The following is a 21,547-nucleotide window of genomic DNA, read 5'->3' on the forward strand; positions in this document are numbered from 1 at the left end:
ATGCAGCCGGCCGCGCCGCTCACCGCTGCCGCCGAACGCGCCCGCGTGCGCGTGCGCGGCGCGGTACAGGGCGTCGGTTTCAGGCCGTTCGTGTACCATCTGGCACAGCGCTACCAGCTCGGTGGCTTCGTCGCCAACGATGCGGAAGGCGTGCTGATCGAGGTCGAAGGTGCGGCGTTGCCGGAGTTCCTGGTCGCGCTCCGCTGTGAGGCGCCGCCGCTGGCGCGGGTCGACACCATCGAGACCGAAACGGTTCGGGCGCGCGGCGAGCGGGACTTCGGCATCGCGGAGAGCCGCGGCGGGGTGGTGACCACCCGGATCGGGGCGGATGCGGCGATCTGCGAGGCCTGCCTCGACGATCTGTTCGATCCGGCGAGCCGGTTTCATCTCTATCCGTTCGTCAATTGCACCCATTGCGGCCCGCGCTACACGCTGACGCGCGGCCTGCCGTACGACCGCGCCAACACCTCGATGGCCGGCTTCACGATGTGCGAGGATTGCCGCCGCGACTATCAGGATCCGCACAACCGCCGCTTTCACGCCGAGCCGATCGCCTGCCCGCGCTGCGGCCCGCAGCTCAGCCATCCGATCGAAGAGATCGTGGCGTGTTTGCGCGTTGGCCGTATCGTCGCGCTGAAGAGCCTCGGCGGTTATCATCTGCTGTGTGACGCCACCAACGAAGCCACCGTCGCCGAGCTGCGCCGGCGCAAGGGCCGCGACGCCAAGCCGTTCGCCGTGATGGTTGCCTCCGAAGCTTCGCTCGATCGCATCGTCATCGCGTCCGAGGCGGAGCGCACGTTGGTGTCGTCGGTCGAGCGGCCGATCGTGCTGATGCGAGATCGCGGCGCACTGGCGCCGTCGGTCGCGCCCGCGCTGGATGCGGTCGGCGTGATGCTGCCCTATACGCCGCTGCATCATCTGATCTTCCATGCCGCCCACGGCGCGCCCGATGGACGCGCGTGGCAGCGCGCACCGGTCGATCTGGTCGTGGTCGCCACCAGCGCCAATCTCGGCGGCGACCCGATCGTGACCGACGATGCGCAGCGGCGGCTGGCCTCTGTCGCCGACCTGATCGTCAGCCATGATCGAGGCATCGTCGTGCGTGCCGATGATAGCGTCGTCCGGGTGATCGATGGCGCGCCGTCATTCATCCGCCGCGCACGCGGGTTCACGCCGCGCCCGATCACACTGCCGCGCCAGATGCCGCCGGTGCTGGCGGTCGGCGCTTACTTGAAGAACACCATCACGCTGACCCGCGGCCGCGAAGCGTTCGTGTCGCAGCATGTCGGCGATCTCGCGACCGCCGAAACCGTGCGGTTCTTTGAAGAGACGGTGGATCACCTGATGCGTCTCGTCGGCGTGAAGCCCGCCGCGATCGCGCACGATCTGCACGCCGACTTCGCCTCGACCCGGTTTGCCGAGAGCCTCGCCGCCGACCATTTGGCGCTGCCGCTGATTGCCGTGCAGCATCACCACGCCCATGTCGCCTCGATCGCCGCCGAGCACGGCATCGACACGCCGCTGCTCGGTTTGGTGCTCGACGGTCACGGCCTCGGCAGCGACGGCGGCAATTGGGGAGGCGAGCTGCTGAGTGTCGACGGCGCCCGGTTCACCCGGCTGGGCCATCTGAAACCATTGGCGCTGCCGGGCGGCGATGCGGCGGCACGCGAGCCGTGGCGGATGGCGGCGGCTGCGCTGCACGCGCTGGGGCGCGACGACGAGATCGCATCGCGCTTCGTCGATTACCCTCGCGCCGCTGCGCTCGCCGCGATGCTCGCCAATCACGGCTGCGCCACCACCACCAGCGCCGGCCGGCTGTTCGATGCCGCCGCCGGCCTGCTCGGCGTCTGCGCCGTGCAAAGCCACGAAGGCCAGGCGGCCATGCAGCTCGAAGCGCTGGTGCAAATCCCGCGCGTGCTGGGCGGCGGCTGGGAGATCGGCGCCAGCACGCTCGATCTCTCGCCGCTACTCGCCCATCTGGCGACGTTGCGGATTGATCCGCGGGACGGCGCCGAACTGTTCCACGGCACGCTCTCGGCCGCACTGACCGAGTGGGCCGTGCAGGCGGCGGAGCAGAGTGGACTCACCACCATCGCGCTCGGCGGCGGCTGTTTCCTCAATCGCGTGCTGAGCGAAGATCTGGCGGCACGGCTGCGGGCGCGGGGGCTGACGCCGCTGCTCGCCCGGCAGGTGCCGCCGAACGATGGCGGCCTCAGCCTTGGTCAGGCCTGGATCGCCGGACAACATCTCACTGCCAGCAAGGAGCCGCACTGATGTGTCTCGCCATTCCGGCCGAAGTGGTCGAGCTGCTGCCCGAGCAGATGGCGCGGGTGTCGCTCGACGGCGTGAGCAAGGTGGTGTCGGTCGCGCTGGTCGAAGGCGTGGCGGTCGGCGACTACGTCGTGGTGCATGTCGGCTTCGCGCTGACCCGGATCGACCCGGACGAGGCGAAACAGACGCTGGCGCTGCTCGCGGAGATGGGCCAATCGGCGGAGGCGGCGCGATGAAATACGTGGACGAGTATCGCGACGGCAAGGTGGCGCGGCAGATCGCGGCGGCAATCGCGCAGGCGGCCGATCCGTCGCGCAGCTATCACTTCATGGAGTTCTGCGGCGGCCATACCCACGCGATCTCGCGCTATGGCCTGGAAGATCTGCTGCCGTCGAACGTCCGGATGGTGCACGGACCGGGCTGCCCGGTCTGCGTGCTGCCGGTCGGACGGATCGACATGGCGATCCGGCTCGCGCAGCGCCCGGAGGTGACGCTGTGCACCTATGGCGACCTGATGCGGGTGCCGGGTTCGCACGGCACCTCGCTGCTGCGCGCCAAGGCGGCCGGCGCCGACATCCGGATGGTGTATTCGACGCTGGATGCGGTCGCTATCGCCGAGGCGGAGCCGACCCGCGAGGTGGTGTTTTTCGCCATCGGTTTCGAAACCACGACGCCGCCGACCGCGCTGGCGATCAAGCTCGCGGCCGCCAAGCGGCTCAGCAATTTCAGCGTGTTCTGCAATCACGTGCTGACGCCGCCGGCGATCCGCGGCATCCTCGAACATCCCGATCTCGCCGGCCAGCCGGGGCCACGCCTCGACGGATTCATCGGTCCCGCGCATGTCAGTGCGGTGATCGGTGCCGATGCGTTTGCGGAGTTCGCGCGTGATTTTGCCAAGCCCGTGGTGGTCGCCGGGTTCGAACCGCTCGATGTGATGCAGTCGATCCTGATGCTGGTGCAGCAGGTCAACGACGGCCGCCATGTCGTCGAGAACCAGTACATCCGCGCGGTGACGCCGGAGGGCAACCGCATCGCGCAGGCAGAAGTCGCGGCGATCTTCGAGCTGCGCGACAGCTTCGAGTGGCGCGGCTTCGGCCGCGTGCCGGCGAGTGGCCTTCAGTTGCGCGAAGCTTATGCGGCCTTCGACGCCGAGCGCCGCTTCGCGATGGCTGAGATCTCCGCCGCCGACAATCCGGCCTGCGACTGCGGCGCGATCCTGCGCGGCATCAAGCGTCCGACCGATTGCAAGCTGTTCGGCACGCTATGCACGCCGGAGACGCCGATGGGATCGTGCATGGTGTCGTCGGAAGGCGCCTGCGCGGCGCATTGGACCTATGGTCGCTTCCGCGACCACGCACGGAGGGCGGTGGCATGAGCGATCGGATCAAGCGGCGCAAGCTCGATCTCGCGCACGGCCGCGTCGACCTCTCGCACGGCGCCGGCGGCCGCGCGATGGCGCATCTGATCGGCGAGATTTTCCACGCCGCCTTCGACAACCCGATGCTGCGCGCCGGCAACGACCAGGCGGCGTTCGAAGTCGCGGCCGGGCGGATGGTGATGACCACCGACGGCTATGTGGTGTCGCCACTGTTCTTCCCTGGCGGCGACATCGGCTCGCTCGCCGTGCACGGCACCATCAACGATGTCGCGATGGCTGGCGCGAGGCCGCTGTATCTGTCAGCCGGCTTCATCATCGAGGAGGGCTTTGCGTTCGCCGACCTCAAGCGGATCGCCGACAGCATGGCGGCGGCCTCGCGCGCAGCCGGTGTGCCGATCGTCACCGGCGACACCAAGGTGGTTGAGCGTGGCAAGGCCGATGGCGTGTTCATCACCACCACCGGCGTCGGCATCGCGCCGCGCGACCTGGTGTTGTCCGCCGAGCAGGCCCGGCCGGGCGACAAGGTGTTGCTGTCAGGCTTCATCGGCGACCACGGCGTTGCGGTGATGTCGCAGCGGCAGAACCTCGCGTTCGAGACGTCAATCCAGTCCGATAGCGCCGCGCTGCACGAGCTGGTCGCTGCGATGGTGTCGGCTGCACCGCAGGGCCTGCGGGTTATGCGCGATCCGACCCGCGGCGGGCTCGCTGCGACCCTGAACGAATTGGCGCAGCAATCCGCAGTCGGCTTCCGGCTCGATGAGGATGCGGTGCCGGTGCGGCCCGAAGTGGCGGCGGCGTGCGAGCTGCTCGGGCTCGATCCGCTTTATGTCGCCAACGAGGGCAAGTTGGTGGCGGTGGCAGCGCCCGAGGCGGCCGATACGCTGCTCGCCGCGATGCGGGCGCATCCGCTCGGGCGCGATGCCGCGATCATCGGCGAGGTGATCGAGGACGATCATCATTTTGTGCAGATGACTACGGCGTTCGGCGGCGGCCGGATCGTCGATTGGCTGGCCGGCGAGCAGTTGCCGCGGATTTGTTGATGGTGTTTGGTTCAATTCGTTGCGTGACGGGACGACGGGGATGAGTGGACAGGCGACAGTGCTGGTGGTCGACGACGAGATCCGGTCGCTCGAATCGCTGAAGCGGGTGCTGTGCGACGAGTTCGAAGTGATCTGTGCGCGCGACGCCGGTGAGGCGCGGCGCGTGCTGGAAAGCGAGATCGTTCACGCCATCCTGTGCGACCAGCGGATGCAGTACGAGACCGGCGTCGACTTCCTCAAGGACGTACGCAAGACTTGGCCCGACCCGGTGCGGATGATCATCTCCGGTTATTCCGACAGCGAGGACATCATCGCCGGCATCAACGAAGCCGGGATCTATCAGTATATCGCCAAGCCGTGGCACCCGGATCGGCTGCTCGACATCGTCCGCGGCGCGGTGCAGCTGTTCATGCTGCAAAAGGAAACCGAGACGGCCGGCATCGACATCAAGCTGACACCGGAGCGGGCGCAGCGCGTCGTCACCGAAAAGCGCGGTGCCGCCCGGAAGCTTTACGAATTCGATCGCATCGTGCATGCGCCGGACAGTCCGCTGAGCGAGGTCATCGAGCTCGGCAAGCGCGCTGCGGAGTTCGACATCTCGGTGCTGATCACCGGCGAGAGCGGCACCGGCAAGGAATTGCTGGCGCGAGCGATCCATTACGGCTCGGCGCGCGCCGGCAAGGCGTTCGTGGTCGAGAACTGCGGCGCGTTGCCGGACGAACTGCTCGAAAGCGAACTGTTCGGCTGCAAGAAGGGCGCGTTCACCGGCGCCTATCAGGACCGTATCGGTCTGTTTGAAGTGGCCGATGGCGGCACGATCTTTCTCGACGAGATCGGCGAGACCTCACCGGCGTTTCAAGTCAAGCTACTGCGCGTGCTGCAGGAGAGCGAGATCCGTCCGCTCGGCGCGCAGCGGGTCCGCAAAGTCGACGTCCGCGTCGTCGCGGCGACCAACCGCGATCTTGAAGCCGAAGTGCGCGCCGGCCGTTTCCGGCGCGATTTGTACTACCGGCTCGCGGCGTTCCCGCTGCATATGCCGGCGCTGCGTGAGCGGCCGATGGACATTCCGCTGATCGCCGCCAAGGTGCTGGCCGATGTCGCCAAGTCCTACGGCCGCAACGTTGGGGGCTTCGCGCCAGCGGCCCTCAACCGGATGCGGCACTACGACTGGCCGGGCAACGTGCGCGAACTGCAGAACGAAATCCAGCGCATGGTGGTGCTGGCGACCGAGGATCGGCTGCAGGAAGGCGATCTGTCGCCGCGGGTGCGGCAGGGCGGCGAGCCGATCCAGCTCAAGCCGGTGCGCAACGGCTGCGCAACGCTGAAGACCAACATCGAAGCGCTCGAGCGGCACATGATCGCCGAGGCGCTGGATCGTCATGGCGGCAATATCAGCCGCGTCGCCGGCGAGCTCGGGCTGTCGCGCGTCGGGCTGCGCAACAAGCTCGGCCGCTACGATCTGCGCAAGGGTCTTGCCGATGAGGTCTGATCGCGGCGGTCGCGAGAGTCTGATCGACCGGGTCGGCTCGCAACTGCCGTCGCCGTTTGCCGGCGACCAGGAGGCAGCGTGGATCGAAGTGATCCGCAAGATGGACGAGGTCTACGCCGACCTGCTGCGCTACGAGACCGATCTGGAAGAGAAGAACGCGGCGCTGGAGGAGGCGCAGGCATTCATCTCCAGCGTGATCGAGTCGGTGTCGGACATCCTGATCGTCTGCGACCGCCACGGCAGCATCCTGCAGGTCAATCCGGCGGCGGTGCGGCTGCTCGGCGACCGCACCGGCACGCTGCTGCATCGGTCGCTCACCGATCTTGTCGATCCCGCCGATCGCGGCCGGATCGACGCGCTGTTGCAGGCGCAGTGTCCGAGCGAAATCAGCAACCTCGAAATCCGCTTCGTCACCGAGCGCGGGCTGTCCGATCTCTATGCGATCAACGGTGCCACCCGCTGCGATCCGGCGGGGCACCGGCTCGGTGCGGTGCTGACCGGGCGGCCGATCGGCGAGCTGCGCCGCGCCTACGAGGCGCTGCATGCCGCGCACAGCGAGCTGCAGCATGCGCAGCGCCAGCTCGTCGAGCAGGAAAAGATGGCGAGCCTCGGCCGTCTGGTCGCCGGCGTTGCGCACGAACTGAATAACCCGATCAGCTTCATCTACGGCAACATCCATACGCTCGATCGTTATCGCGACCGGATGTCGGCGTATCTCGGCGCGATCCATCGCGGCGCCGAACCTGCCGAGATCGAACGGCTGCGCCGCGACTTGAAGATCGACGCGCTGCTCGCCGATTACGGCTCGCTGATCGAAGGCACGCTGGAAGGTGCGATGCGGGTTGCCGACGTCGTCAAGAACCTGCGGCGGCTCAGCTTCCCGAAGAGCGGCGAGAGCCTGCGTGTCGATGTCGATCGCGTGGTGCGCACCGCGGTGCGCTGGGCGGCGCGGGCCAAGCCGCATCACGTCGACTTCGCCTTCGATATTGCGCCGGAGCTGCAGATTCTCGGCAATGAAGGCCAGTTCCACCAGATTATCGTCAATTTGATCGACAACGCGCTCGACGCGGTGCGCGGCCAGGCGGCGCCGCGGATCGAGATCGTCGCGCGCCGCGACGGCGACCAGATCGTCATCACTATCTCGGATAACGGAGCCGGTCTGCCTGACGGCCTGATCGACAAGATATTCGAACCGTTCTTCACCACCAAGCCGGTCGGTGAAGGTACCGGGCTCGGCTTGTGGATCAGCTACGGCATCGCGCGCGAACATGGCGGCACGCTGGCGGCGGCGAACCGCAGCGGTGGCGGCGCGGTCTTCACCCTGATGCTACCTGCGCCGTAAGCCGTGCGATGGAACCGATGAGTTCCATCGCAATCGGAGCGTCCCAGGTCGACTCGTCACCGAAGATTGCGCTAGGTTTGGCGCAACAAGGCCCCAAGAGGCTGCAGGTGACCAACAAGCTGTCGGCGTCCGAGCAGGCGCTTATCGATCGGGAAAGGGAACTCGCGGAGGTTCAGCGCATCGCCAAGGTCGGCGGTGTGGTGGTGGATCTGACCGCCGGGTTCCGCAATCACCGCTCGCCGGAGTATCTGGCGATCCACGGCCTGCCGCCGGAGGCCGTCAACGAGACGCATGAAGATTGGGTGCGCCGACTGCACCCCGAGGATCGCGAACGCGCCGAGCGGCAGTTTCTCGATCTCGTCAACAGCACCTCCGAACGTTACTCGGCCGAGTATCGCATCATCCGTCCGAACGACGGCGAAGTACGCTGGATCGCGGCCGAGGGCCGGATCGAGCGCGATGCGTCGGGGCGTGCGGTGCGGATGGTCGGTGCGCATATCGACATCACCGATCGCGCCGTCGCCCGCGAGATGCTGCGCGAGAGTGAGCAGCGCTTCAAGCTGATCGCCGACAGCGCGCCGGTGCCGATCTGGGTGACCCGGCTCGACCGCACCCGCAGCTTCGCCAACCGCGCCTATTGCGACTTCATTGGACTGCCCTACGAGGAAGCGCTGGTGTTCGACTGGCGCAGCATCATCCATCCCGACGATGTCGCCGAAGTGGTCCGTAACAGCGTCGCCGGGGAAGCCTCGCTGCAGCCGTTCGTGCTCGAGGGCCGCTATCGCCGCGCCGACGGAAAATGGCGATGGATCAGGTCGGAGTCGCAGCCGCGCTGGGATCCGGCCGGCCGCCACATCGGATTCATCGGCGTCGCCCATGACATCACCAGCGCCAAGCAGGCGGAGATCGATCTGCGCAACGTCAACGATGTGCTGGAGCGATTGATCGCGCAGCGCACCGCACAACTGCATTCCAGCGAGTCGCAACTCCGCGCGATCCTGGAGACCACCAACCAGTATCAGGGCCTGCTCGATCTGAAGGGGCGGCTACTCTACGTCAACGGTACCGCACTCGCGGGCATTCAGGCCGAACCGGCGCAGGTGCTGGGCGCGCTGTTCTGGAACACGCCGTGGTTCGACGCGACGCCCGACGCGCCGGTGGTGATTGAGCGTGCGTTCCGATCAGCGCGGGCGGGTGAGATCGCCAAGCTCGATCTGGAGCTGCAGCTCCCGGCCGGGCCGCGGCACATCGATTTCTCGCTGCGGCCGGTGTCGGATGAGCAAGGCGGCGTGATGGCTGTGCTGGCGGAGGGCATCGACTCCACCGAACGCCGGCGCAACGAAGAGGCGCTGCGGCAGGCGCAGAAGATGGAGGCGGTCGGGCAGCTCACCGGCGGTGTCGCGCACGACTTCAACAACCTGCTCACCATCATTCGCTCCGCGGTGGACTTCCTGCGCCGGCGCGATCTGCCCGAGGAGCGCCGCCGGCGATATGTCGATGCGATCTCGGATACGGCCGATCGCGCCTCGAAGCTGACCGGGCAACTGCTGGCGTTCGCGCGGCGGCAGCCGCTGTCGCCTGTTGTGTTCGACGTCGCGGCGCAGATCCAGAGCATCGCCAACCTGATCCGCCCGCTGGTCGGCAGTCGCGTCGAGATCGACGTCGACACTGGCTTGGGCCCGAACTACGCGATCGCCGACGTCGGCCAGTTCGAGACTGCGCTGGTCAATCTTGCCGTCAATGGCCGCGACGCGATGAATGGCGAGGGCCGACTGTCGATCGCGCTCCGCCGCGTCGACGAAATTCCGCCGGTGCGGTCGCAGCCGGCGCGGCCCGGCGAGTTCGTGGCGATCTCGGTCACCGACAGCGGCAGCGGCATTGCGCCGACCAATCTCGATGTGATCTTCGAACCGTTCTTTACGACCAAGGAAGTCGGTCGCGGCACCGGGCTCGGCCTCAGCCAGGCATTCGGTTTCGCCAAACAGTCCGGCGGCGAGATCAGCGTGCACAGCACGTTGGGCGAGGGCGCGACGTTCACCATCTATCTGCCGCAGGCGCAGGCGCCGGAGCAGACCGCGGCGGCGACGCTGTCGCGCGCCGATCCGGCCGGCGGGCTCGGCCATCGCATCCTGGTGGTGGAGGACAATGTCGAGGTCGGGAAATTCTCGACCGAGCTGCTGCAGGATCTCGGCTACACCATCAAATGGGCGAAATCCGCCGACGAGGCGCTGGCGGCGCTAGCCGAGGACGAGTTCGCGTTCGACCTGGTGTTCTCGGACGTGATCATGCCCGGCAAGAACGGCGTCGAACTCGCCACCATCATCCGCGAGCGCTATCCCGGCCTGCCGGTGGTACTGACCAGCGGTTACAGCAGCGTGCTCGCTGAGAACGCGCACCAGGGCTTCGAGCTGGTGCAGAAGCCGTATTCGGTCGAGGCGATCTCGCGCGTGCTGCGGCGGGCGATTTCCGAGCGCAGGGCGCGGCCGACCGGATGATACAAGTACGCGGTCGGCGTACTACATCATCAGCGGCCGGGCCTCTTCGGCCATCGCCTGCAGCAGCGGCAGGAAGCGGTCGATCATTTCGCCGGTGGTGATGCGGTCGACATGGGCGCCGATATTGGCGGCGGCGACGATCGTGCCGTCGTAGCGCCGGATCGGCACCGCGACCGAACGGAAGCCGGGCTCGGCTTCGCGATCGACCAGCGAGTATCCCTTGGTGCGATCGGCGATGATCGTTGCGATCACCGTCTGCTTGTCTGTGATGGTGTCTTCGGTCTGCTTGGTCAGCGTCATCGCGCCGATCGTCGCGGTCAGCTCGTTATTATCAAGCCGGCTGAGCAGAACGCGGCCGACCGAGGTGCAGAACAGCGGCAACCGATAGCCGAGATCGATCCCGGCCGAGAACACCCGCGCCGGGCTGGCCCGCGCCACGAACACCGCGTCGTCGCCATCGAGAATCGCCAGCGAACAAACTTCCTTGGCGCTGGCCGACACCCGATCCATCAGCGGCTGCAGCACCGCGCTGATTTGATTGGACGCCAGATACGCCGACGCGAGACCAAGCACGCGCGGCGTCAGCGCAAACAGCCGGTCGTCGCTGCTGACATAGCCGGAGGTCTGCAGCGTCAGCAGGATCCGCCGCGCGGTGGCGCGCGGCAGGCCGCACGCCTTGGCGACATCGCTCAGCGTCATCGGCCGCTTCTCGGCGCCGAACGCCTCGATCACCCGCAGGCCGCGCGACAGGCTTTCGATGAACTCGGCGCCCTCGCTTGGCACATCGTCGGCGGCTCGTTTCAGTTTGGGCATGCGGGTACTTCGGTATGGGGTGAAGCGGGGGCGCTGATGGCAGGCGCCGCGACCTTTGAGCGCTGAGCTATACGATTGTTCGCTCAACGAACACAAGTTCGCCGGGGACTTAGGCGGCTGCCATCCTCGTAGGCACGGAACGCGGAGAATTTGTTCTTGCCTGAAATGCTCTTTAGAGGCAGTTTCATTCTAAACGAACGAATGTTCGTCTATCGAACGCTTTGTTGCGCAGGGCGGATGATGGTCAGGATCAATTCGAGCGGCTATGGCACCGGCCAGCTGCTGCGCTCGCTGACCCGCGATCGCTCCTGCGCTCACAACAAGCGGCCCGTCGAGGCTGCGCGAAGGAGGCCAACGCCATGATGAGCCAGGAACAGAATGATCTGATCACCCGGGTCGGGCCGGGGACGCCGTGCGGCAAGCTGATGCGCGCCTATTGGCAGCCGGCGGCGCTGGTCGACGAGCTGGAGGGCGCGCGCCCGATCAAGCCGGTACGGTTGCTCGGCGAAGACTTCGTGTTGTTCAAGGACGAGACCGGCCGCTATGGCCTGATCGATCGCGATTGCCCGCATCGCGGCGCCGATCTCGCATTCGGACGGTTGGAGAACGGCGGCCTGCGCTGTGCCTTCCACGGCTGGCTGTTCGATGTCGACGGCAATTGCATCGACACCCCCGCCGAGCCGGCCGGCTCGCCGCTGTGCAAGAACATCAAGCAGCGCGCGTTTCCGGTGGTCGCGAAGGGCGGCATTCTGTGGGCCTATCTCGGCGCGGGCGAGCCGCCGGCGTTTCCGGAGATCGATTGCTTCATCGCGCCCGACACCCACGTGTTCGCGTTCAAGGGGCTGATGGAATGCAACTGGCTGCAGGCGCTGGAGGTCGGCATCGATCCGGCGCACGCCTCGTTCCTGCATCGCTTCTTCGAGGATGAGGACACTTCGCAGGCCTACGGCAAGCAATTCCGCGGCGCATCTGCCGGCAGCGATCTGCCGATGACCAAAGTGCTGCGCGAATATGACCGGCCGATCATCAATGTCGAGCACACCGAATACGGCCTGCGGCTGATCGCGTTGCGTGAGATCGACGACGAACGCACCCACGTTCGCGTCACCAATCAGTTGTTTCCGCACGGCTTCGTCATCCCGATGAGCACAGAGATGACGATCACGCAATGGCACGTCCCGGTCGACGATACCAACTGCTACTGGTACGCGATTTTCACCAGCTATGCCGCGCCGGTCGACAAGGTGAAGATGCGCGACCAACGTCTCGAGCTGTACGAGCTGCCGGACTACAAGTCGCGCCGCAACAAGACCAACGATTACGGTTTCGATCCGCACGAACAGGCGACGTCGACCTACACCGGCATGGGTCTCGACATCAACGTGCACGACCAGTGGGCGGTGGAGTCGATGGGCGCGATTCAGGATCGTACGCGCGAACATCTCGGGCAGTCCGACAAGGCGATCATTCAGTATCGCCGGCTGCTGCGGCAGGAGATCGAAAAGGCCGCCTCCGGCGCCAAGCCGCTATTGGCGCTCGACGAGGCCGCGGCCCGCGCGATCCAGGGACCGGCCACAATGGACGGCATCGGCCCGAGCCGCGGCTGGGAAACCTATTGGATGGAGGTCGACGTCAAGCGTCGCCGCGGCGCGCCGTGGGCCGCGCCGGTGCCGTCCGAGATCGCGGCGAAGGTGCCGCATCTGACGGCAGCGGAATGAGACGGCGCGGCAACGGATCGAGGATCGAACGTTGAGTCTGGTTGAGAAGTACGGCCTCTGGTCCGACGAGCAGATCGAAGCAGCGGCGCGGGTACGGCGGATCGCCGAAGAGCAGGGGCTCGAGACCATCCGGTTCTCGTTCCCCGATCAGCACGGCATCCTGCGTGGCAAGACGTTGATCGCCGCCGAGGCGCTGAGCTGTCTCGACAGCGGCGCTTCGATCACCACCACGATGCTGTGCAAGGACACCTCGCACCGCACCGTGTTTCCGGTGTTCAAGGCCGGCGGCGGCTTCGGCATCAAGGAGATGGAAGGCGGCGCCGACGCCATCATGCTGCCTGATCCGACCACCTTCCGCGTCCTGCCCTGGGCGCCGAAGACCGGCTGGGTGCTGTGCGATCTGTATTTCGGCAATGGTCAGCCGGTGCCGTTCGCAACGCGCGGCCTCTACCGGTCGGTGCTGAAGCAGCTCGCCGACCGCGGCTACGACTACATGGCCGGGCTCGAAGTCGAATTCCACGTCTTCAAGCTCGAAGACGTAATGATGTCGCCGGAGCACGCCGGCCAGCCCGGCGAGCCACCGAGCGTCAGCCTGCTGTCGCACGGCTATCAGTATCTCACCGAGCAGCGCTATGATCAGATCGAGCCGGTGCTCGACCTGATCCGTCATGACGTGATGGCGCTCGGCCTGCCGCTGCGCTCGATGGAAGTCGAGTTCGGGCCGAGCCAGTGTGAATTCACCTTCCAGCCCACCGTCGGGCTGATGCCCGCCGACCTGATGGTGCTGTTCCGCAGCGCGGTGAAGCAGATCTGCCGCCGGCATGGTTACCACGCCACCTTCATGTGCCGGCCGAAGATTCCCAACGTGGTGTCGTCGGGCTGGCACCTGCATCAGTCGCTGGTGTCGCGGACCGACGGCAGCAACGCCTTCGTGTCGCAGACCGACGTGTTGTCCGATCTCGGCAGACACTATCTCGCCGGTCTGTTGCACCACGCCCGCGCCGCGACCGTGTTCACCACGCCCACGATCAACGGCTACAAGCGCTATCGCTCGTATTCGCTGGCGCCGGATCGCGCGATCTGGGGCCGCGACAATCGCGGCGTGATGATCCGCGTCCTCGGCGGTCCCGGCGACCGCGCCACCCGGATGGAGAACCGGGTCGGCGAGCCGGCGGCCAATCCGTATCTGTATATGGCCTCGCAAATCCTGTCCGGCCTCGACGGCGTCGACCGCAAGCTCGATCCGGGTCCTTCGGCGGACACGCCCTACGAGACCCAGGCGGACCTGCTGCCGAAGTCGCTGCGCGAGGCGATCTTCGCGCTGCGCGACGATCCGTTCTTCCGCACCACGATGGGCGACGGGTTCATCGACTACTACACCTTCATCAAGAATGCCGAGATCGAGCGTTTCCAGGCGGAAGTCACCGAGTGGGAGCAGCGCGAATATTTCGAGATGTTCTAGCGATCAGCGGCACCAATTTCGTCAGCCAGAGGAGAGGAAGCACAACATGAAGGGACTTCGATCGGTCTGCGCGGCCGCGGCCTTGTCGTTCGTCGCGGCAGGCGCCCACGCCGATACCATCAAGGTCGGCGTGATCGGCACCATGTCCGGGCCGTACGCGCTGTTCGGCCAGAACTTCAAGATGGGCATCGACGCCTGGGTCGCCGAGCACGGCAACAAGGTCGGCGGCCACACCGTCGAGTTCGTCTATCGTGACGAGGTCTCGCCCAATCCGGCGCAATCCAAGGCGCTGGCGCAGGAGCTGATCGTCAAGGAGAAGGTGCAGTACATCGCCGGCCTGTACTTCACGCCGAACGCGATGGCGGTGGCGCCGCTGCTGCAGGAAGCCAAGGTGCCGATGGTGGTGCTGAACGCGGCGACCTCCTCGATCACCGAAAAGAGCCCCTACATCGTCCGCACCTCGTTCACGATGTTCCAGAACACGGTGCCGGCCGCGAAGGTTGCCAAGCAGAAGGGCGCCAAGAAGGTCGCGATCGCCGTCAGCGATTACGGTCCGGGTATCGACGCCGAGACCGCGTTCAAGAAGACCTTCGAGGCTGAAGGCGGCAGCGTCGTCGAGGCGATCCGGATGCCGCTCGCCACCACCGACTTCGGTCCGATCATGCAGCGGATCAAGGATTCGGGCGCCGACATGATCTTCACCTTCCTGCCGGCCGGTCCGCCGACCCTCGGCTTCGTCAAAGCCTATATCGATAACGGCCTGAAGGCGGGCGGCGTCAAGCTGATGTCGACCGGCGACGTGGTGACCGAGCCCGATCTGCCGAATATCGGCGATTCCGGCATCGGCATCCTCTCGACCTATCACTACGCGGTGTCGCACGACTCGCCCGAGAACAAGGCGTTCCTGGCCCAGCTCGAAAAGGGTGGCGCCAAGCTCAGCGACGTCACCATGACCTCGGTTGCGGCCTATGACGGTGCCCGTCTGATCTACAAGATGATCGAGGCCACCGGCGGCAAGCAGGATCCCGAGAAGGCGGTCAAGGCTGTCGAAGGCATGAAGTGGACCAGCCCGCGCGGCCCGGTGTCGATCGATCCGACCACCCGCCACATCACCCAGAGCGTCTATCTGCGCGAAGTGGAAAAGAAGGACGGCAAGCTGATCAATAAGGAGATTGAGACCTTCAAGGATCAGCCGGACTGGGGACTTGTTAAGCAGTAAGCCGAAACTTTGAGCCCTTCGCGCCTTCGTTCGTGACTTGGCGCGGAGGGCTCCGGTCGACTAGATCGGTTCAGTTCGTCGTAGAATCAGGCTGGCTGTCGGGCTGGTTGCCGCGACCACCCCCTCATGGTGAGGAGGCGCGAAGCGCCGTCTCGAACCATGGGCCGCAAGGAACGCGTGGCCCCATCCTTCGAGACGCCCGGCTTCGCCGGGCTCCTCAGGATGAGGACACAGTGCAATGTGGAATGGGCGATAGCGCCTCGATCAATCGGTGAGGCGCTCTTGCAAAGCGGCGTGAAGTCGAGTCGGGAGTGAGATTGGTGAAGGCTGGATCGAATCGAACGGAATCGGCGGCGTCCGCGCGAGCGGCCCTGTGATGAGGACGATTCTCGGAATCCTGCCGGACGCACTGGCCTACGGCATGGTGCTGTTCACGATCTCGATCGGCCTGTCGATCATGATGGGCCTGATGCGGGTGGTCAATCTCGCACACGGCGCGTTCGCGATGATCGGCGGTTACCTCGCCTCGTTCGCGCTGACCTCGCTCGGCGTATCCTATCCGATCGCCATCCTGATCGCGGTGATCGGTGCAGTGATCATCTCGGTGCCGTTCGAATTTCTGCTGTACCGGCGGATCTATCGTCGCTCCGATGAACTGACCCAGATCCTGCTAACGATCGGCATCACCTTCTTCATCGTCGGCATCGCCAACTACATTTTCGGTCCGACCTCGAAGCCGATCCCGCTGCCGGAGATGCTGAAGGGACCGTTCGATCTTGGCTTTCGCATGATCCCGGCGCACCGGCTATTCGTGATCGGCTGCGGTGTCGTCACCGCGGTAGCGTTGTGGCTGATGATCGAGAAAACCGAATTCGGCGTCAGGCTGCGCGCAGCCGTCGACAACGGCGATATGGCCGAGGCGCTTGGTATCCGCACCCAGATCGTCTATTCGGCGACCTTCGCGCTGGCCGTCGGCCTCGCGGCATTTGGCGGCGTGGTCGGCGCCGAGCTGCTGCCGGTCGAGCCGTTCTACGCGCTGCGCTACATGGTGACCTTCCTGGTCGTGGTCTCGGTCGGCGGCGCCGGCTCGGTGACCGGTGCGATGGCGGCGTCGCTGCTGCTTGGCCTTGCCGACACCACGGGCAAATATCTGGCGCCGGAGTTCGGCGAGTTCTTTTTCTATGTCGCGGTGATCGTGATCGTTTACGTGTTCCCGCACGGCCTGTTCGGAAAGGCGCACTAAGATGGCGACCTTGTCCGTCACTGCTGCGCCGTCGGCCTGGGCCGGTCTTCGCAACGACCTGATCGCCGCCGCGGTGATCGCCGCGCTCGGGGCGATCGGGTATTTCGTCTATCCCGACGACCTCGCCTTCCTGATCCGCGTGATCGGCCTCGCATTCCTGGTGATCTCGCTGGATCTCGTCACCGGCTATTGCGGCGTCGCCACGCTCGGCCATGCAGCGCTGTTCGGCGTCGGCGCCTATGCGGCCGGCAATTTCTGTCTCGCCGGCGTCACCGATCCGATCCTGATGCTGCTGATCGGTGCGCTTGCCGGCACGGCCTCCGGGCTGGTCTCGGGCCTGCTGGTGACGCGCTTCCGCGGTCTGCCCCAGCTCGTGCTGTCGATCGCGTTCGGTCAGCTCGTCGCCGCGCTCGCCAACAAGCTGTCGTCGATCACCGGCGGCAGCGACGGCCTTGCCGGCATCTCGCCGAGCCCGGTGTTCGGAATCTTCAACTTCGACATGTTCGGCCGCACCGGCTACGTGTTCTCGGTGATCGTGCTGCTGGTGACGATGGTGACGCTGCTGCGGTTCGCCCGCTCGCCATTCGCGCTGATGTGCCGTGCCATCAAGGACGACACGCTGCGGACGCGGATGATCGGCGTTTCGGTGTATCCGCGGCTGGTGGTGATGTACTGCGTCGCCGGCGCCGTCGCCGGGCTCGGCGGTGCGCTGACGGCGATCAATACCGGCGTGGTCGGGCTCGACAGCGTCGGCTTCGAACGCTCCGCCGAAGCGCTGATCATGCTGATCCTCGGCGGCGCCGGCAATCTGTGGGGCGCGTTGATCGGCGCGATCCTGTTCGAGCTGTTTCACCACTACGTCTCGACCGCGAGCCCGTTCCACTGGATGATCCTGGTCGGCGTGTTGCTGATCGTGGTGGTGCTGTTCTTCCCCAAGGGGCTGGTCAACGAACTGACCCGGCGGATCGGCGATTTCCGGCAGGCGAGGGCGGCGCGATGACGACCCTGCTCGAAGTCCAGCGTCTGTCGAAATCGTTTGGCGGTCTGCGCGTCACCGACGACGTCTCCTTTTCGCTGGCGAGCGGCGATCGCGTCGCGCTGATCGGGCCGAACGGTGCCGGCAAGACCACGCTGGTCAATCAGCTCTCCGGAGATCTGGCGCCGTCCGACGGCCGTATCCTGCTGGCGGGCCAGGACGTCACCACCGCCTCGATCCCTGAGCGCGTCCGCGGCGGCTTGGTACGCACCTTCCAGGTGACGCGGCTGTTCACCAGCCTCACGGTCGCCGAGAACGTCGCGCTGGCGGTGATGCAGCGCCGCGGCCTGACCAAGCGGATGTTCTCCTCGGTGATGGACAAGGCCGACGTCCGCGACGAGTGGCAGAGCGTGCTCGGCCTGCTCGGCATCGGCCATCTGGCGGCGACGCCGGTGACCAAGTTGGCTTACGGCCAGCAGCGGCTGCTCGATCTGGCGATCGGTCTTGCCATGAAGCCGCGGGTGCTGGTGTTGGATGAGCCTGCGGCCGGCGTGCCGCACGACGAGTCGCCGCGGATTCTCGAAGCGATCGGCCGCATGTCGCCGGAGATCGCGATCCTGATGATCGAGCACGACATGGATCTGGTGTTCAAATTTGCGAAGCGCGTGCTGGTGCTGGCAAATGGCGCGCTGATCTTCGAAGGCACGCCCGCCGAGGTGAAGGAAAACGACGCCGTCCGTGCGGCCTATCTGGGAAACTATGCCGATGCCCGCCGCACGTCTTGAAGTTCAAGGTCTCGCGGCCGGCTACGGCTCGGTGAGCATCCTGAGCGACATCAGCTTTGCAGTGCCGGCAGGCGGGCGGCTGACCGTGCTCGGCCGCAATGGCGTCGGCAAGACCACGCTGCTGGCGACGCTGATGGGACTGACCACCCACAAGGGCGGGACGGTTCGGATCGGCGAACGCGAGGTGACGGGGCTGAAGACCTATGCGCGGGCCGCCGCAGGCCTCGGCTACGTGCCGCAGACTCGCGACGTATTTCGCTCACTCACCGTCGAGGAAAACCTGTTCACCGGACTGAAGGGCCGGCCGCGGTCCGAACTCGAGTCGGTGTACGCGATGTTTCCGCGGCTCGCGGAACGCCGCAACCACGGCGGCATGCAACTCTCCGGAGGCGAGCAGCAGATGCTGTCGCTGGCGCGCACGCTGCTCGGCAAGCCGACCGTGCTGCTGCTCGACGAACCGCTCGAGGGCCTCGCGCCGGTGATCTGCGATCAGCTGATGGAGACCATCGTCAAGCTCGCGCAGTCCGGCGAGATGACCGTGGTGCTGGTCGAACAGCAGATCGAGCGCGCACTCGACTTCGCGGACGACGTGCTGGTGGTCGAGCGCGGCCGGATCGTCTGGCGTGGCCAGGCGGCGGAGTTCAGGGCCGATCGGGAATTGGCCGACCGTCTGCTCGGTGTCGGTATCGGCTGAGGCCGCGGCGGGAAGCTCGTTAGCCGCGGGCGTCGAGCATCGCCGACAGGGCGCCGCGCAGCGACTCGATCGAATATGGCTTGCGCACGATCGGCAGGTCGCGCATGCGCTCCGGGATCATCGCGGTGTCGCCGTAACCTGTGGCGAACATGAACGGGATTCCGAGCCGCTCCAGTTCGTCGGCGACCGGCAGTGAACTGCCGTTGCCGAGATTGACGTCGAGGATCGCCAGCGTCGGCGGTCGCTGCGCGATCGTCAGCAGCGCCTCTTCGGCGGACGCGACCGAGATCACCGACTTTGCACCGATCGCCCCGAGCATTTCCTCCGCATCGAGCGCAATCACGAGCTGATCTTCGACCAGCAGGATCGCCGCATTGGCGATATTCAGCGAACTGCTGTCGACGCTCGTATTGTTCGGCTGCGGGCTCGACAGCCGCTGCAGCGACTCGGTGACGAATTGGCCGGGAATACCGAGGCGCGCGACAACACCGCCGGGCGTGTAGTCGATCTCGCTCCAGCCGCCGAGATCGAACGGAATGCTGCGGCTCAGCAGCACGGTGCCGAAGCCGTGCCGGGTCGGCGGCCGGACCGGCGGGCCGCCGCTCTCGGTCCATTCGATATCGCAGCGTCCGTCGTCGCGCACCGACCAGCTCACCCGCAGGCGGCCCGATGAACGAGACAGCGCGCCGTACTTCGCCGCATTGGTGGCCAGCTCGTGCAGCACCAGCGCCAGCACCGAATAGGCGCGGGAATCGAGGCCGACGTCCGGGCCATCCAGCGTGATCTGCGCGGCGGGGTAGGGCGACAGCTCGGCGCGGATCAGATCGAGCAGCGCCCCGCCGCCGTCGGACCGGACCACCTGATCGTGTGCGAACGACAGCGCCATGATCCGCCCGCGCAAGGCCGAGGCGAATTCCTCCAGCGATTTGCCTTCGCCGGCCGGCTGGTTCACCAGCGATTTGATCAGCGCCAGGATGTTCTTGACGCGGTGATTGAGCTCCTCGTTGAGGACGCGTTGGCGCACCTCGGCCTTCTTGCGCTCGGCCGAGAGAATTTCGCTCTGCCGCAGCAGCACTTCGCGCAGGCCGACCTGGATGGTGGCCGCGGTGTCGCGATCGTCCGCGCTCCACGGGATCGACTGCCCTTCGACCTGCTCTTTCCAGATCGAGAAACTCTTGCGCGGCGTCAGCCGGTCGCCCAGCGGCCCGGTGTCGTAGGTCTTGTTCGGATCGCCTGCCCAGTTCAGCGTCTGTACCTGCTCCTTGCGGAAGAACAGCAAGTAATCGCCGGCGGTCTGGGACAGCGGGATCGCCAGCATGCCGGCGGCCGCGCCCGCATAGTCGGTCGCCGCCACGATCCGGTCGGCAAGGGCATGGGTGGCGACGATCTCGTTTCCGGCCCGGCCGGTGAGCAAATACATGATCGACGGCAGCGCGTTGGCCGGCGGCGTCGAGCCATGCGCGGTCCAGACCCCGTTCATCCAGAGGCCGACACCATCGCTCGGAATCAGGTCGGCGATGCGCGGGAGGTTGGCGCGCAGAAAGTCGTCGACCGAGGCATCGAACGACATCTGGCTGGTCAGCGCGTCGAGCGTTCGCCGGGTGCGCAGCGACGACTGGAAGCGACGCTGGTGGTGGACCGCGGTGAAATGCAACGAGAAAAAATCGGCGAACATTTCGGCGGCGACGCGCTGGGCCATCGGTACCACGCGCGGCTCGTAGTGATGGCAGGCGATCAGCCCCCACAGCGTTCCGTCGATGATGATCGACAGCGACATCGAAGCGCTGACGCCCATGTTGCGGAGATATTCGAGATGGATCGGCGAAACGCTGCGCAGGTGTGCGAACGACAGATCGAGCGCGGCGCCGGAGGCATCGCGCTCCGGCACGATCCGGCTGCTGTCGCCGCGCGAATCCGAGATCACGCGGATCGCGTTCTTCAGATACAGCAATCGCGCCTGCTGCGGGATGTCGGAGGCCGGGAAGTGCTGGCCGAGAAAGCTCTCGAGGTCGCTGCGCTTGGCCTCCCCGATCACCTTGCCGGATCCGTCGGCCGCGAAGCGATACATCATCACCCGATGATAGCCGAGCATCGCCTGTAGATAGCGTGGCACCCGCGCCGCCATCTCGTCGAGAGACTTCAGTTCCTTGGTGCGTGCGATGATCTGCCGCGTCAGCCGCAGCGGGTTGTCGGCCTGGTCGGCGGCGGCGGGCTCGAATTCGATGATCGAGGTGCCGTCGTGATGATGCAGCGAGACGTCGAAGGTGCGACCGGTGCCGCCGTCGCGCCAGCCGAAGATCAGTGCCGGCCGCTTCGGATCGGACGCCTGCGCCAGCGCGTTGCGCAACGTGTGTGCCTCCGTCTCGCCGAAGTAATCGGCCAGCAGCTCGCCGACCCGCGGCGTCTCGCGGCCCAGAATCGCGCCGGCGTTCTCCGAGATGCGTGTGATCCGCACCGCTTGCGAGTCGCACGCCAGCAGGCAGCCGCGCGGCTGAATGCTGCCGGGGATGTGGATCGGCTCGCGATCGCAGGAGGTGAGATCGACCTTATGCGGCATGGCGTGCCCTCCGCGTCGCCGCGGCGCAGGGTGCTACACGCCTGATCTCATTTGAGCGATGAGCA

The 21,547-nt window shown here is 66.1% G+C and carries 16 protein-coding genes; 14 read left to right on the forward strand and 2 right to left on the reverse strand.

Translation table 11 applies throughout. From position 1 onward, the window contains the following. The 7 genes from hypF to RPPS3_RS05245 all read left to right on the forward strand — a co-directional run bounded on the left by hypF (position 1) and on the right by RPPS3_RS05245 (position 10,015). The gene (hypF, locus tag RPPS3_RS05215) at positions 1-2,274 is read left to right on the forward strand and encodes a carbamoyltransferase HypF (RefSeq protein WP_107343147.1); all 2,274 of its coding nucleotides are present in this window, start codon (positions 1-3) and stop codon (positions 2,272-2,274) included. Continuing rightward, the gene (locus tag RPPS3_RS05220; protein WP_107343148.1) at positions 2,274-2,507 is read left to right on the forward strand and encodes a HypC/HybG/HupF family hydrogenase formation chaperone; all 234 of its coding nucleotides are present in this window, start codon (positions 2,274-2,276) and stop codon (positions 2,505-2,507) included. The genes hypF and RPPS3_RS05220 overlap by 1 nt, the downstream gene beginning before the upstream one ends. Next, positions 2,504-3,646, forward strand: a complete 1,143-nt coding sequence (gene hypD / locus RPPS3_RS05225; RefSeq protein ID WP_107343149.1) for a hydrogenase formation protein HypD — start codon at positions 2,504-2,506, stop codon at positions 3,644-3,646. Before RPPS3_RS05220 ends, hypD begins: the two co-directional genes overlap by 4 nt. Continuing rightward, positions 3,643-4,689, forward strand: a complete 1,047-nt coding sequence (gene hypE, locus RPPS3_RS05230; RefSeq protein WP_107343150.1) for a hydrogenase expression/formation protein HypE — start codon at positions 3,643-3,645, stop codon at positions 4,687-4,689. Before hypD ends, hypE begins: the two co-directional genes overlap by 4 nt. A gap of 40 nt (positions 4,690-4,729) precedes the next feature. Then, positions 4,730-6,178 (forward strand): sigma-54-dependent transcriptional regulator, encoded by a 1,449-nt coding sequence (locus RPPS3_RS05235; protein WP_107343151.1) that lies wholly within the window; start codon positions 4,730-4,732, stop codon positions 6,176-6,178. Beyond that, entirely contained in the window at positions 6,168-7,520 is a 1,353-nt protein-coding gene (locus tag RPPS3_RS05240) for a sensor histidine kinase (protein WP_107343152.1), read from the forward strand. The genes RPPS3_RS05235 and RPPS3_RS05240 overlap by 11 nt, the downstream gene beginning before the upstream one ends. Before the next feature lie 107 nt (positions 7,521-7,627). Further along, a complete protein-coding gene (locus RPPS3_RS05245; protein ID WP_107346446.1) occupies positions 7,628-10,015 on the forward strand; it encodes a PAS domain S-box protein in 2,388 nt (795 codons plus the stop codon). A 21-nt stretch (positions 10,016-10,036) separates the two neighbouring features. Here the strand turns inward: RPPS3_RS05245 and RPPS3_RS05250 are convergent, their stop codons facing one another. Further along, positions 10,037-10,828 carry an IclR family transcriptional regulator gene (locus tag RPPS3_RS05250; RefSeq protein ID WP_107343153.1) on the reverse strand — a complete coding sequence of 264 codons (792 nt, stop codon included), beginning with the start codon at positions 10,826-10,828 and terminating at the stop codon, positions 10,037-10,039. A 359-nt stretch (positions 10,829-11,187) separates the two neighbouring features. On the opposite strand from RPPS3_RS05250, the gene RPPS3_RS05255 reads away from it, so the two are divergent. From RPPS3_RS05255 to RPPS3_RS05285, 7 genes are all read left to right on the forward strand, one after another. Beyond that, positions 11,188-12,546: an aromatic ring-hydroxylating dioxygenase subunit alpha gene (locus tag RPPS3_RS05255; RefSeq protein ID WP_107343154.1), complete on the forward strand. Its 1,359-nt coding sequence runs from the start codon at positions 11,188-11,190 to the stop codon at positions 12,544-12,546. A 31-nt stretch (positions 12,547-12,577) separates the two neighbouring features. Continuing rightward, positions 12,578-14,008 (forward strand): glutamine synthetase family protein, encoded by a 1,431-nt coding sequence (locus RPPS3_RS05260; protein ID WP_107343155.1) that lies wholly within the window; start codon positions 12,578-12,580, stop codon positions 14,006-14,008. Positions 14,009-14,054: 46 nt separating this feature from the next. Further along, complete coding sequence (locus RPPS3_RS05265; RefSeq protein WP_107343156.1) at positions 14,055-15,227, forward strand: ABC transporter substrate-binding protein; 1,173 nt, start codon at positions 14,055-14,057, stop codon at positions 15,225-15,227. Between the two features lie 376 nt (positions 15,228-15,603). After that, positions 15,604-16,470 (forward strand): branched-chain amino acid ABC transporter permease, encoded by an 867-nt coding sequence (locus tag RPPS3_RS05270; RefSeq protein WP_107343157.1) that lies wholly within the window; start codon positions 15,604-15,606, stop codon positions 16,468-16,470. Position 16,471: 1 nt separating this feature from the next. After that, complete coding sequence (locus RPPS3_RS05275) at positions 16,472-17,470, forward strand: branched-chain amino acid ABC transporter permease (RefSeq protein WP_107343158.1); 999 nt, start codon at positions 16,472-16,474, stop codon at positions 17,468-17,470. Continuing rightward, positions 17,467-18,231, forward strand: a complete 765-nt coding sequence (locus RPPS3_RS05280) for an ABC transporter ATP-binding protein (protein WP_107343159.1) — start codon at positions 17,467-17,469, stop codon at positions 18,229-18,231. Before RPPS3_RS05275 ends, RPPS3_RS05280 begins: the two co-directional genes overlap by 4 nt. Then, a complete protein-coding gene (locus tag RPPS3_RS05285) occupies positions 18,212-18,925 on the forward strand; it encodes an ABC transporter ATP-binding protein (RefSeq protein WP_107346447.1) in 714 nt (237 codons plus the stop codon). Before RPPS3_RS05280 ends, RPPS3_RS05285 begins: the two co-directional genes overlap by 20 nt. Before the next feature lie 19 nt (positions 18,926-18,944). Here RPPS3_RS05285 and RPPS3_RS05290 read toward each other — a convergent pair whose 3' ends face one another. Next, positions 18,945-21,482 (reverse strand): HWE histidine kinase domain-containing protein, encoded by a 2,538-nt coding sequence (locus RPPS3_RS05290; protein WP_107343160.1) that lies wholly within the window; start codon positions 21,480-21,482, stop codon positions 18,945-18,947. Positions 21,483-21,547: the final 65 nt, after the last annotated feature.

It is taken from the genome of Rhodopseudomonas palustris (assembly GCF_003031265.1).
Classification (GTDB): Bacteria; Pseudomonadota; Alphaproteobacteria; order Rhizobiales; family Xanthobacteraceae; genus Rhodopseudomonas; species Rhodopseudomonas palustris_H.

Excerpts from the sequence above, each read along its gene's own strand:
- hypF (WP_107343147.1), top strand. The coding sequence starts at position 1 with ATGCAGCCGGCCGCGCCGCTCACCGCTGCCGCCGAACGCGCCCGCGTG.
- RPPS3_RS05220 (WP_107343148.1), top strand. The coding sequence starts at position 2,274 with ATGTGTCTCGCCATTCCGGCCGAAGTGGTCGAGCTGCTGCCCGAGCAG.
- hypD (WP_107343149.1), top strand. The coding sequence starts at position 2,504 with ATGAAATACGTGGACGAGTATCGCGACGGCAAGGTGGCGCGGCAGATC.
- hypE (WP_107343150.1), top strand. The coding sequence starts at position 3,643 with ATGAGCGATCGGATCAAGCGGCGCAAGCTCGATCTCGCGCACGGCCGC.
- RPPS3_RS05235 (WP_107343151.1), top strand. The coding sequence starts at position 4,730 with ATGAGTGGACAGGCGACAGTGCTGGTGGTCGACGACGAGATCCGGTCG.
- RPPS3_RS05240 (WP_107343152.1), top strand. The coding sequence starts at position 6,168 with ATGAGGTCTGATCGCGGCGGTCGCGAGAGTCTGATCGACCGGGTCGGC.
- RPPS3_RS05250 (WP_107343153.1), bottom strand. The coding sequence starts at position 10,828 with ATGCCCAAACTGAAACGAGCCGCCGACGATGTGCCAAGCGAGGGCGCC.
- RPPS3_RS05255 (WP_107343154.1), top strand. The coding sequence starts at position 11,188 with ATGATGAGCCAGGAACAGAATGATCTGATCACCCGGGTCGGGCCGGGG.
- RPPS3_RS05265 (WP_107343156.1), top strand. The coding sequence starts at position 14,055 with ATGAAGGGACTTCGATCGGTCTGCGCGGCCGCGGCCTTGTCGTTCGTC.
- RPPS3_RS05270 (WP_107343157.1), top strand. The coding sequence starts at position 15,604 with ATGAGGACGATTCTCGGAATCCTGCCGGACGCACTGGCCTACGGCATG.
- RPPS3_RS05275 (WP_107343158.1), top strand. The coding sequence starts at position 16,472 with ATGGCGACCTTGTCCGTCACTGCTGCGCCGTCGGCCTGGGCCGGTCTT.
- RPPS3_RS05280 (WP_107343159.1), top strand. The coding sequence starts at position 17,467 with ATGACGACCCTGCTCGAAGTCCAGCGTCTGTCGAAATCGTTTGGCGGT.
- RPPS3_RS05285 (WP_107346447.1), top strand. The coding sequence starts at position 18,212 with ATGCCCGCCGCACGTCTTGAAGTTCAAGGTCTCGCGGCCGGCTACGGC.
- RPPS3_RS05290 (WP_107343160.1), bottom strand. The coding sequence starts at position 21,482 with ATGCCGCATAAGGTCGATCTCACCTCCTGCGATCGCGAGCCGATCCAC.